Source organism: Flavobacterium sp. 9R (assembly GCF_902506345.1).
In the GTDB taxonomy this organism is placed as follows: domain Bacteria; phylum Bacteroidota; class Bacteroidia; order Flavobacteriales; family Flavobacteriaceae; genus Flavobacterium.
In genome coordinates, this window is sequence record NZ_LR733413.1 from 1,812,301 (window position 1) to 1,824,902 (window position 12,602).

The window sequence follows — 12,602 nt, forward strand, 5'->3', positions numbered from 1 at the left end:
AATTATGTTACAATTCAAAAGAATCGTTTTTTTCCTCATTATAACTCTTGGTCTTTTTGGATGCAAGACAACAAATAATGTAGCGGAACAACAACTTACGCCTTTACCCGCTACCTATTTGGAATCAAAAGATACGCTTAACAGTGCGAAGGTAAAATGGGAGCTATTTTACAAAGATGATAATCTAAAGAAACTGATTACCTCTGCCATCAACAACAATTACGATTTGCAGATTGCGATTCAAAAAATTGAAATTGCCCGTGCAGGAGTCCAATTCACTAAAGGAGCTCAGCTTCCTGTTTTGAGTGCCGGATTATCAGCCGCACAGCGCAAATTTGGATTGTTTACAATGGATGGCGCTGGAAACGCCAGTACAGATATTCAACCTGGAAGAGTAGTTCCAGAAAACCTACCTGACTACTTTGCGGGCTTCAATGCAAGCTGGGAAGTGGATGTTTGGGGGAAACTTCGCTCTAATAAAAAAGCCGCAGTTGCCCGCTTTAGTAGTTCTATAGAAGGTAGAAATGCCATTCAAACGGCATTAATTGCCGAAGTCGCTACGACCTACTTTGATTTACTAGCCTTAGACAATGAACTCGATATTATTCGAGAAACCATTACGTTGCAACAAGCTGCTCTTGAAATCATCAAGATAAAAAAACAAACGGGTATACTCAATGAATTGGCTGTAAAACAATTTGAAGGACAAGTCAACAATTCCAAAGGATTTGAGTTTAAAATACTACAACAAATTACCGTTGTAGAAAATAAACTTAACTTCCTCTGTGGTCAATTTCCGCAAACTATAATTCGAGACAAAACTAAATTCAACACCTTAGACCCTTCCATTGTTAACTTAGGTATTCCTTCGCAATTACTAACCAATAGACCCGACATCAGACAAGCAGAACTTACGCTACTTGCTACTAAATGTGATGTAAAAGCAGCAAAAGCAGCGTTTTATCCTAGCTTTACAATTACAGGAGCAGCGGGATTCCAAGCCTTTACTACTGGATTGCTTTTTCAATCTCCACAATCAATAGCATACACTATTCTTGGAGGAATGACTGCACCTCTCTTAAACAGAAGTGCTATTAAATCACAATTTAACACGACGAAAGCGAATCAAACTGAAGCATTACTCAATTATCAAAAGACAATACTGAACGGCTATATCGAAGTGTCCAATGAAGTGTCCAATGTAAAAAACTTGAATGAACTTTATGAACTAAAAAACAAAGAGGTTTCTTCGTATACACAGTCAACCGAAATTGCCAACGATTTGTTTAAATCCGGAAGAGCCACTTACTTAGAAGTATTATTAGTACAAAGAACTGCTTTAGACTCAAAAATTGAACTCATCATTACCAAAAAACTACAACATCAAGCCATTATCAATTTATATAAAGCTTTAGGTGGTGGAATAAACTAGTAAAACTTATCCTGCTAGTCATATTACTTTACACAACAAGGGCTTTAAGCCCTTGTTGTTTTTATACTAAACTTAAATAAATAAGAGTTCAGTTATAAAATGATAAAACCAGAAAATCATCACAACAAAATGATACGTACTTTCTGAAGTTTTTATATAAATCAATTTTTTTTACACTTGACAAGTATTGCTAAATCTAGTGTTGCAACTGATACCATCCTAAAAAATTAAAACTGAAAATAAATAAAAGGTACTAATTCGCTTGAAGCCATTGCAGCAACCAACCAGAAGGTAAGCGCTAGAATTAAGGCTTTGAAAAGCATCGGTAGCTTGTCGAAAATCGTTTTTAGTCCTTGAGTGATTTTGGCTGGAACAAAATGGAGCGCGTACCCAATAGCAATCATTATAAACACGTTTTCATAACCAGAAATGACTATCGCCCATTGTTCCCAATTGAATTGTAATTCCCCGATTGAAGTAATCATATCTAAGGCCACAGAGAAATCTTTGGCTCTAAAAAATATCCAACAGAAAACCACAAAATGAAAGGTAACTAGTACCGAAATAGCTGTGGTGATAGCTTTCCAAAACGTGAATTTAGAATCTTTGGAAGAAGGAAAATAATCTGAAAACAATTTATTAACCGCCAAAGCAATGCCGTGTAAAGCACCCCAAATAATAAATTTCAAACTTGCGCCGTGCCAAAAGCCACCCAGTAACATCGTAGTCATTAAGTTCACATTGGTAAACATCGTTCTTTTCTTGTCTTTGGCTAATAAGAATGTCAAACAGAAAACCAACAGTGAAGCAATAGCAATCACCAACGGAATTGGACTCACGGGATAATACCAAGTTGCCCAAGCAATCAACCCAGCAAAGAATAACGAAGGAAATAAAAACCCTCCAAAACTACCACGACGGTTTCCTCCTACGGAAATGTATAAATAATCGCGTAACCAAGTGGACAATGAAATATGCCATCTTCTCCAAAACTCGGTGATAGAGGCCGATTGATAAGGGGTTCTAAAATTGACTGACAATTTGAAACCCATCAATAAAGCAATCCCGATAGCCATATCGGAATAACCTGAAAAGTCACAATAAATCTGAATCGTATAGCCATACGATGCCATAAGATTTTCGAAAGCAGTATAACTTTTGGGTGCATCGAATACGCGATCGACAAAGTTCAAAGAGATATAATCTGAAATGACGGTCTTCTTGATTAAACCGCCCATAATAAGAAATACGGCTGAGTCAAAATCGGCACGAGACAATTGAATCTTGCTATAAATTTGCGGAATAAACTCCGAAGCACGAACGATTGGCCCCGCCACCAACTGTGGAAAGAAGGACACAAAAAACATATAATCCAACATATTCTTTGTGGGCTCTAATTCTCGTCTATAAATATCGATGATATAACTCATCGATTGAAAGGTATAAAACGAAATCCCAACAGGTAAAATCACATCGATAAAATGAATCTGACCTTCGAATAGCTGATTGTAATTGTCGATTAAGAAATTAGAATATTTGAAATAGCCTAAAAAAGACAAATTGAAAATAATACTGATTATCAAGAAAAATTTACGATAACCTTCTTTGGTTTCTTCATACAGAAATTTAGCCAACGTATAATCGACCAAACCAGAAAACAACAAGAGGCAAAAATAGATTCCGCTGGATTTATAATAAAAGAATAACGAGAAAGCAAAAACATAAATGTGTCGGTACACCCTAGTTTTGGCTTTGGTCGTAAGAATATAAATAGGATAGAACAATAAAAAAAGTCCTAAGAAAAAAGCGGTATTAAAAAGAATAGGCTCTTTTGGATTGAACGTAATCCATTCATTCACTTGAGCTGCATCTATAGTGCCAAAAGTGGTTTTTAACCAATTTGTTATATCTGTAATAGTAATCACAATCTAGTTTTATTTATTAAATTCTTTAAAAGCGTTGAGCAGCACATTCGACAACATATTCCCTTGTAACTGATACCCGTTTGTGGTATAGTGCACGCGGTCTGGATTCATTAATCCTTTGCCATAAATTTTACTAACGCCGTGCATTCCACCTAACGTCTGGAACAAATCCCAAACTGCGTATTGCCCTAAGGTTGCATAACTCACCAAACTCTTAGCATATTCATCTACATAAGTATTAAGACGATGATGAGGCAAAAATGATGGCGGTGGCGTAATAATCAAAACATCTGCTTCTGGATTTTGTGCTCTAACTTTCAATAAAAATTCCTGCACTTGTCTTAGATAATCCAATGGCGTGATTTTACCATAGGATTCATTGGTTCCCAAAGACACAATAATCAAATCGGGTTGCAGGGCTTTTAACTGATCAAAAAACAGAGGATATTTATTGTAATCAGAATATTTAGCGCCATTTACACCAATATTATGATAAATAATTCCTGCGTTGTTACTTTCTAAAACCACTCCATTCAAGGCATACAAGGGAGCTTCTTCATTTGGCAAAAGAACAAAACGATCTAATGGTTTTTCTGACTCAAAAAAATGATAATTCATATCTTCTTCAAAAGATTCAGAATGATACTTTGTCTTTACTACCGATTTCTCACTGGTTTGGTTGGTAGGAATTTTTAATGTCTTACCCGCCGTAATTTTAGTACTTGTGAGTTTGTTTTCTTTTTTAAGTTTTGCCGTACTTACGTTGTAATGATCCGCAATGGTCGAAAGCGTTTCGCCTTTCTTAATGGTATGAACAACCTTTTTTGGAACAGTTTTTATAGTAACCATTTTTTCAACCTCACCCGCTCTTTCAAAAAGCGATTCGTTGTTAGGAGTGATTATTTTTAAAGTATTAAAAAAATAGTCTTTGTTTTTTACCTGTAACGTAAGACGCAAACTTTTTGATTTACTAGTCAATGAAATACCGCTTATACCGACTGGACTTCCATTCAAAGGCAAGATATTACGGTGATTCGTCCATTTTACATTTGATGAAAAACGGACATCTGGAGAGCCATTCGTATGCGCTAGTGTATATGGAAACACCAAACCACGACCAGCATTCCCAAAATTCTTTTGCAAATTGTTTCTACAAACTGCCGTCATTACATCCCCTTGAATATGGGAATCCCCAATGTGGACAATATTCAATTTCCCCTTTTGGGTACTTTGCAACACTTTTAATTTGGTAAAAAATGTTGTAAGTCGCTCCGTATTCTGAATTCCTCTTGGATAAAACTCAGGATCAATGATTTCGTTAACAGATGATATAGACATAAGCACAGGTAAATACGCGTTTTGAGAAAACATTTTAAAGACTACAAAGCAAAAGAAAAAAAGGAATTTAGTTCTCATCGGTTTCTTCTGTTTTAGGAACAACGGGTTGCGCTATCACGCTATCCTTAGGAGCTACCGGTTTTACAGTTTTTATTGTTCTACGCAATCTTTTGTATTCCTGATAGCCATTCATAATTTGGTCATAAATCATTCCTGCTACTTTTTTAGAACCTCGTATATTGAAATGCGTATAATCTTTATTGGCCATAGCGGGTTCTTGCTCAACCCATTTTACCATTGAGCCATCTCCACCCATAAGCGTGTACAAATTCACAAATCCGGATTGGGTTTTGAGGGCATAGTTGCGTTGAGCATTAGTCAAAGGTACTACAGCCGAATCGGTTTTCATTTCGGTTTTGTATTTCGAAGCTTTATCAGCAGTCGAAACAATCAAAATCGAAGCTCCCGGAAAACCTTCTCGTAAACGGTTTACGGTTTTGGTCATACTTCTAGCGTACCAATTGTAATCTTTTGTACCATAATTCAACACGTTCGTACCGTAATGCAAAACGATTAAATTATAGTTCAATTTCTTTTGAAAAGCTTGCATCAAAGCAGGATCAAACTTTGAAATAGGAATTCCAGAATTACCTCGTTGTGAAAAATTATCCACGTGAACCCCTTTTCCGTCATCAAAATTAAACCCATATATCGGAACAGATTGAGCGTTTTTGAAATTCACCTTTAACGCTTTCATATTACCGTTTTTCAAAACGATTGTATTTAGCAGATTATTGGCGGTCAAACTTTTGTTGATGGTGTCCTTTTCGAGTTGGTAACTTATATATCCAGAAGTATTTGCGGAACTTCCGTAAAACAAAGTGGGATTATCTAACGAGGCAGTATTTCTAGCTCTACCAGCGCCAAATTTCACCCAAATATCTTTATTGGTATCGTTGGCAAAAAACACGTGACCATTTACTCCAAAAGGACGAATTGGATTTTTGACATTCAGATAGGATTGCATTTTCCAATTTTCAGAAAACTGGTGCAAAACAGAACCTCTAGAAGCCGCAGACTCTGAAGTAATCGAAACAAAACCAACGCCTTTTCCACCAAAATTATTTTGAAATGCTGCACGAACATCTTGCACAATCATATCGCCATCGGTCATAGAATCACCAAAATAAGCGATACGAACTTTACCATTTTGACTGGTTTCTAATTGATACAATCGCTCATAAAAAGGAATCAAATACTGATACCCTTTGTAACTATCCATTGATTCTTCAGGAAAAGTTACGCCAAAGGACTCCTCAAAAACAATTTTTTGATCGGACATCGTATCATTGGGCGTAATCGCTACACTGTCGGGCTCCGATTCAAATGCATCAATCAACATACTGTCAATCAATACATTTTTAGAAGGACCTTTGGCTGCTGCAAATATTTTTTTTGGCAATACTTCTTTTAATCCTAAGAAAAAGCAAGCTGCCATCAGGATAATCAGAAAAGAGCGAAAAAAATACGATTTAGGTGTATTCACAAGAATGTCTTTTGATTTTAAACATTTAAAATTACATACGTTCAGGAACATTAATTCCCAACAAACTAAAAGCTGCAGCAATCGTATCGGCTACTTTTTTAGACAATTGTACTCTAAAAATTTTCTTCTGTTGGTCTTCCTCTCCTAAAATAGAAACCGCTTGGTAAAACGAATTATACTCTCTAACCAACTCATAAGTGTAATTGGCAATCAAAGCAGGGCTATGATATTGAGCTCCATTCTGAATCACTTCTGGGAACAATTCTAATTGTTTGATGAGTTCTTTTTCTTTGTCATTCAATTCGTTTAGAGCACTTGGCGCAGAAAAATCGAAAGCAGCTTTACGAATAATCGACTGGATTCTGGCATAGGTATACTGAATGAAAGGTCCTGTATTTCCAGCAAAATCAACCGATTCTTCGGGATTAAACAAGATGCGTTTTTTAGGATCAACTTTTAGAATGTAATATTTCAAAGCTCCTAATCCAATGGTGCTATATAAAGCAGCCTTTTCTTCGGCTGAATATTCATCTAATTTCCCTAAATCTTCTGCAATTTTTTGAGCCGTATTGGTCATTTCTTGCATCAAGTCATCGGCATCTACTACAGTTCCCTCACGACTTTTCATTTTTCCTGAAGGCAAATCTACCATTCCGTACGAAAGGTGGTACAAGCTAGAAGCCCAATCAAAACCTAGTTTTTTCAATATCAAAAACAATACTTTGAAGTGGTAATCTTGCTCATTTCCTACTGTGTACACCATTCCTCCTACATCAGACATATCTTTTACACGCTGAATGGCTGTTCCAATGTCTTGCGTCATATAAACCGCTGTCCCGTCTGAACGTAAAACAATCTTACGATCCAAACCTTCATCAGTCAAGTCAATCCAAACGGAACCATCAGGATCTCTTTCGAAAATACCTTTATCTAATCCTACTTGCACAACATCTTTTCCTAGCAAATAGGTATTGCTTTCGTAATAATAACTATCAAAATCAACGCCCAAATTCTTGTAGGTAGTCGCAAAACCATCATACACCCATTGGTTCATTGTGCTCCAAAGCGCTTTCACGGCAGCATCACCAGCTTCCCATTTCAATAGCATTTCTTGGGCTTCTAAAAGAATAGGCGCTTGTTTTTTCGCTTCTTCTTCCGTTTTACCTTCAGACATTAATTGGTTGATTTCTTCTTTGTATGCCTTATCAAAAGCTACGTAATAATTACCCACCAACTTATCTCCTTTCAAGCCTGTGCTTTCTGGAGTGGCTCCGTTTCCGAATTTTTGCCAAGCCAACATCGACTTACAAATATGAATTCCTCTATCGTTGATGATTTGTGTTTTGTATACTTTTTTTCCAGAAGCTTTGATGATTTCCGCCACTGAATACCCCAAAAGATTGTTTCTAACGTGTCCTAAATGCAAAGGTTTGTTGGTATTGGGAGAAGAATATTCTACCATTACCGCTTTCGCATCTGGACTTGGCGTTACAAAACCATAACAGTTGTCGTCTTTGATTCCGTTGAAAAAATTCAAATAGTAGGCATCGGCAATGACAATATTCAAAAAACCAGATACTACGTTAAAACGAGCCACTTCGGCTACATTTTCTACCAAATAAGTTCCTATTTTGTTTCCTAATTCTACCGGATTGCTTTTGATTACTTTCAATAAGGGAAAAATAACTAAGGTAATATCTCCTTCGAATTCTTTTCGAGTCGCTTGAAATTCAACTTTATCAAGAGTTACGTCAAACAAGGTTTGAACGGCTTTGTGAATCGACGGAGTAAGAATCTGTTGTAATGACATGTATAGTGTATTTTAAAAGTGCGCAAAGATACTGCTTATTTAGCAATTAGAAAACCGCTTGCCCAACGAATTTGTTTGATTTTTCCTAAAGATGCTCAAAAAAATCAGAGTGTTTTCTGTTTTTTTTGAAAGGGTTCCAAAAAAAGATTGCACCCTATCCTTTTCTAGCGATAAGTTCCTGACTAAAAATCGATTAAAACCAAACATTGTTTAACCAAAATGAGTCTCAAAAGCCCATAAAAAAGGAATAATCGTCTTTCAAAGTAAACATTTCTTAATTTTCTTTGTAACATATCGCAAGCTTTTCAGTCTAAATAAAACATCAATCAAAATCAATCAATCATGAAAATCAAACTAATTACCTTTCTACTACTATGCGTAGTCGGAATAGGAACGGCACAAAATTCTGGGAAAATCACTGGAAAAATCACCGAAAAAACTTCAAACGCTCCGATATCTTATGCTATCGTTTCAATCAAAGATAACGGAAAAGTTATCTCGGGCGCAAACACTGATGACAAGGGTGAATTCACCATCAAGAATTTGGCTTTAAAAAGCTATACTATCGAAATTCAATACATCGGATTTAGAAAATACATCGGGTCAGCCATTTTAAGCGAAAACAAAAAAGAAGCTACTTTTAAAGTTAGTTTAGAAGAAGAAGCGACGCAATTGAAAGGCGTAAACATCGTAAGCGAACGCTCTACAATCGAACAAAAAATCGACCGAAAAGTAATCACTGTTGGAAAAGATTTGACCACGGCAGGCGCTTCGGCTTCTGACATTATGAACAATATTCCCTCAGTAAATGTGGATCAAGACGGAAAACTATCGTTGCGTGGCAATGAAAATGTTCGTGTCTTAATTGACGGTAGACCAACCAACATTGACCCAGCGCAATTGCTAAAACAAATCCCATCGACTTCTATCAAAAAAATAGAATTGATTACCAATCCGAGTGCCAAATACAATCCTGAAGGAATGTCGGGTATCATCAATATCATCTTGCACAAAAATGCTAATACTGGTTTTAACGGAAGCTTTAGCGGTGGAATTACCTTTGGTGAAACTGCCAAATACAACCAATCTTTGGATATGAATTACAAAGTTGGCAAAGTAAATTTCTTTGGTAACGGAGGACGCAACTTTGGTACTTATTTCAACGATGGAAAAATCGCGAGATTGGATCAAGATCTAGTGCAAAGATTAGATATTTCGAATGAAAATGATTCATTTTTATACAAAGTAGGAATGGACTATTTGATCAACGACCACAATACCTTGTCATTTTACACCACCCAAAACAAAGCGGATGGAACTGGAAATGTAAACACCAATATTGACTACAACAACGGAGGAACGATTGACAGAATTCTTCAAAAATCCACTTACGAAGGACCCAATCAAACCGGAACTTACAACTTGGCGTACAAGCATATTTTCAAAAAAGAAGGCCACACACTTGATGTAGAAGCCAACTTTAACGATTACAAAGAAACCCAAAGAGCGAGTTTTGATACCGAAACGACTACGACTAACAATTCAAACAGCACTGTTTTTTTCAAAGACAATATCAAAGACGCTCAAAAACTAAGCACGTTCAACATTGATTACGTTAATCCAATTGACGAAAAATCAACACTTGAAGCTGGTGCCGAAGCCAGAATCACGAGAACAGAAAACAACTACAGCACCGGAAATCCATTAGTAGCTCCAGCTGATCAACAATCGAATTACACTTACGATATTGACATTTATTCTGCCTATGCCACTTTTGGTCAAAAATTCAAAAATATTAGTTACCAAGTGGGAGCCCGTTTTGAAAGTTATAAAGTAGCAGCCAACTTGAACAGAGGAAAAACCACCTTTGATGACGATTACATTACAGTGTATCCTTCTGCGTATTTGACTTATAATTTGAATGAGAAAAATACGTTGCAATTGAGCTATAGCCGTCGTGTGGACCGCCCAGGTTTAGAACAAACCAAACCTATTCGTGAATTTGCAACTCCTTTGGTGACTTCTTTTGGAAATCCAGAATTATTGCCTCAATTCACCAATTCGATTGAAGTGAATTACACCAAAGTTTTAACAAAAGGAAGCATTACCGCTGGGGTGTTCGTGAGAAGCATCAACGACCAAATCAGCCGTATCTTATACCCTGACGAAAATGATCCAAGTGGACAAAGACAGATTTTGACCTACACCAACTTCGACAACAATACGGCTTCTGGATTTGAAGTGTCTGCCAATTATAAAATCACCAAATGGTGGGACATACAGCCAGCTATTGATTTTTCGAGCATCAAACAACAAGGTGTGGTTTTCCAATTCAATCCAACTACCAACACTAGCAAACCTTTGGAAAGAAATGTGACTGTTTCAGCTTTCAATGGTCGATTGAACTCTAACTTCAAAGCCAACAAACGCTTAAGTTTTTTACTTTTCGGATTCTACAGAGGAAGTGTGGATGGATTGCAAAACAACAGCAAAGAAATGTACAAAATTGACAGTGGTGCGCGCTATACTTTGCTAGACAACAAAATGAACATTAGTGTGCGTTTCAACGATATGTTCAACACTATGCGTTATGCTTTTGATGCTGAATATCCTTATCCGCAAACTGGAGAATTTACTTGGGAAAGCCAAACAGTATACTTGGGTGTAACCTACGGTTTTGGTGGTGGAAAAAACAAAAGTCTACAACGCAAACAAAGAGACGACAACACGAATAAAGGAGGCGGAGGTATGTTTTAACCCAGAATCCTTTCCTTATTTTTTATTTTACTTGTAGAAAAAGAACCCCTAGAGACTGCCAACTCTAGGGGTTCTTTGTTTTGAAATGAGAAGTATAAAACAATAGTTACAATCTCATTTACTATTTAGTTCTCTTGATTTTGATTGGATTTTGTCTAGTATCAAAAACATCAACTACTTCAATCGTATTCAGTTGACTATTGACGAAATAAATGATTTTATAATTTTTAAAAACTATATATCGAAACTCCTTATCACTATTTTTCAACAATTCTTCCTCTTGTCCAATTGTCGGTTGAAGCTTTAACCTCAACGTTTCATTTACAATTCCCGTGACAAGTTTTCTAGCAATAGCAACACTGGCTTTGTCTTTGTAGTATTCAAAAATATTTTTCAACTCATTCTTAGAAAAATCGGTCCACTTGACTTTTAACTCCATTTTTCAATTTCTGTTAAAAGGTCATTCGCATCTGTTACTTTACCATTTTTAACATCTTCCAAAGACTTATTAATTCTTTTATGAAATTCATCTACTGTCATTGGATTCAGTTCTTCCTCATTCGCAGCTGTGTTCCTAAGCAACTTTTCAAATTGAGCAATCGTTTTCTCACTCTCTAATTTTAGAAAGTCTTGGATGAAATTTAATTTTCGTGTTTGTAAATCCATTTTCCAATCTTTTTTTCAAAATTACAAATTAAAATAACTCCTAAATTGCTTTATGACTATTTTAAAAATAAAGATTATACAACCTAATGAATTAAAAGACATTTTTTAGATAACTTTTGCTCTAAAAACGAACAATAAAAGGCTACCTAAAGTAAGGAAAATACAACCGCTATTCTTCACGCAACAACTCCACTAACTTAGTCAATGTTTTTTGAAAAGCTAAAAGCTCCTCTTGGCTGACAGAAGCATTGGCAAAAGATTCCATAATTTTTTGCGGAATGCAAACGGCTTGTTCTTTGAGTGCTTGCCCACTTGCTGATAAAGTAACCAAAACGGCTCGCTCATCTTTCGAAGAACGTGACCTAGAGAGCAATTCCTTTTGTTCGAGGCGTTTCAAAAGAGGCGTCAACGTATTCGATTCTAAAGCCAAACGAGTGCCTATTTCAGTTACAGTTTGTGCGTCCGTTTCCCATAAAACCAGTAACACTAAATACTGCGGATACGTAATCCCCAGGTCTTCCAAAAAAGGAGTATACAGCTTTGTGGTCAAACGCGAAGCCGCATACAACGGAAAACAAAGTTGGTTCTCGAGATATAACGTGCTAAAATCTTTTTCCATTGTTAGAGGATTTCTTGAAGGTATTTTTCGATGGCTTCAGGGGTTGTAATCGGTGCAAAACGTTGTACAGGACGTCCATTTTTATCGATGACAAATTTAGTGAAATTCCATTTTATTGTACTTCCCAAAATACCTCCTAAACTTGCTTTCAAATACACAAACAAAGGATGCGCTTGGCTTCCATTTACCTCAACTTTCGAAAACATTGGAAAACTAACACCGTAATTGACTTGACAAAAGGTTTCAATTTCTGTCGCACTTCCCTTTTCTTGCTTCCCGAATTGGTTACAAGGAAATCCCAAAATTACCAACCCTTGGCTCTCATATTTTTGATACAACTTTTCAAGACCTTCGTATTGAGGCGTCAATCCACATTGACTAGCGGTGTTGACAACGAGTACTGTTTTTCCTTTATAAGCACTCATTGGAATTCGTTTGCCTTGAATGGATTCAGCTTCAAAATCATAAAAAGACTGTTGCGAAATAGCCTTTCTCTTTTTCAATAAATA

At 36.4% G+C, this 12,602-nt stretch carries 10 protein-coding genes; 2 read left to right on the plus strand and 8 right to left on the minus strand.

Annotation, left to right across the window (positions count from 1 at the left end):
• Positions 1-4 precede the first annotated feature (4 nt).
• Positions 5-1,432, plus strand: coding sequence for a TolC family protein (locus FLAVO9AF_RS07995; protein WP_159686836.1), 1,428 nt, complete (start codon positions 5-7; stop codon positions 1,430-1,432).
• Positions 1,433-1,659: 227 nt separating this feature from the next.
• On the opposite strand, the gene FLAVO9AF_RS08000 is transcribed toward FLAVO9AF_RS07995, so the two are convergent.
• From FLAVO9AF_RS08000 to argS, 4 genes are all read right to left on the minus strand, one after another.
• Complete coding sequence (locus tag FLAVO9AF_RS08000) at positions 1,660-3,357, minus strand: MBOAT family protein (RefSeq protein ID WP_370516452.1); 1,698 nt, start codon at positions 3,355-3,357, stop codon at positions 1,660-1,662.
• Positions 3,358-3,366: 9 nt separating this feature from the next.
• Positions 3,367-4,695 carry a GDSL-type esterase/lipase family protein gene (locus FLAVO9AF_RS08005; protein WP_159686839.1) on the minus strand — a complete coding sequence of 443 codons (1,329 nt, stop codon included), beginning with the start codon at positions 4,693-4,695 and terminating at the stop codon, positions 3,367-3,369.
• A 67-nt stretch (positions 4,696-4,762) separates the two neighbouring features.
• The gene (locus tag FLAVO9AF_RS08010; RefSeq protein WP_159686841.1) at positions 4,763-6,241 is read right to left on the minus strand and encodes an SGNH/GDSL hydrolase family protein; all 1,479 of its coding nucleotides are present in this window, start codon (positions 6,239-6,241) and stop codon (positions 4,763-4,765) included.
• A gap of 31 nt (positions 6,242-6,272) precedes the next feature.
• Complete coding sequence (argS, locus tag FLAVO9AF_RS08015; RefSeq protein ID WP_159686844.1) at positions 6,273-8,051, minus strand: arginine--tRNA ligase; 1,779 nt, start codon at positions 8,049-8,051, stop codon at positions 6,273-6,275.
• A gap of 342 nt (positions 8,052-8,393) precedes the next feature.
• On the opposite strand from argS, the gene FLAVO9AF_RS08020 reads away from it, so the two are divergent.
• The gene (locus FLAVO9AF_RS08020; protein ID WP_159686846.1) at positions 8,394-10,808 is read left to right on the plus strand and encodes an outer membrane beta-barrel family protein; all 2,415 of its coding nucleotides are present in this window, start codon (positions 8,394-8,396) and stop codon (positions 10,806-10,808) included.
• Positions 10,809-10,929: 121 nt separating this feature from the next.
• Here FLAVO9AF_RS08020 and FLAVO9AF_RS08025 read toward each other — a convergent pair whose 3' ends face one another.
• The 4 genes from FLAVO9AF_RS08025 to FLAVO9AF_RS08040 all read right to left on the minus strand — a co-directional run bounded on the left by FLAVO9AF_RS08025 (position 10,930) and on the right by FLAVO9AF_RS08040 (position 12,578).
• Positions 10,930-11,247, minus strand: a complete 318-nt coding sequence (locus tag FLAVO9AF_RS08025; RefSeq protein ID WP_159686848.1) for a type II toxin-antitoxin system RelE/ParE family toxin — start codon at positions 11,245-11,247, stop codon at positions 10,930-10,932.
• The gene (locus FLAVO9AF_RS08030) at positions 11,238-11,474 is read right to left on the minus strand and encodes a hypothetical protein (RefSeq protein WP_159686850.1); all 237 of its coding nucleotides are present in this window, start codon (positions 11,472-11,474) and stop codon (positions 11,238-11,240) included. The genes FLAVO9AF_RS08025 and FLAVO9AF_RS08030 overlap by 10 nt, the downstream gene beginning before the upstream one ends.
• Before the next feature lie 169 nt (positions 11,475-11,643).
• Positions 11,644-12,093, minus strand: a complete 450-nt coding sequence (locus FLAVO9AF_RS08035) for a MarR family winged helix-turn-helix transcriptional regulator (RefSeq protein ID WP_159686852.1) — start codon at positions 12,091-12,093, stop codon at positions 11,644-11,646.
• 2 nt (positions 12,094-12,095) lie between these two features.
• Positions 12,096-12,578, minus strand: coding sequence for a glutathione peroxidase (locus tag FLAVO9AF_RS08040; protein WP_201296304.1), 483 nt, complete (start codon positions 12,576-12,578; stop codon positions 12,096-12,098).
• Between the last annotated feature and the right edge of the window lie 24 nt (positions 12,579-12,602).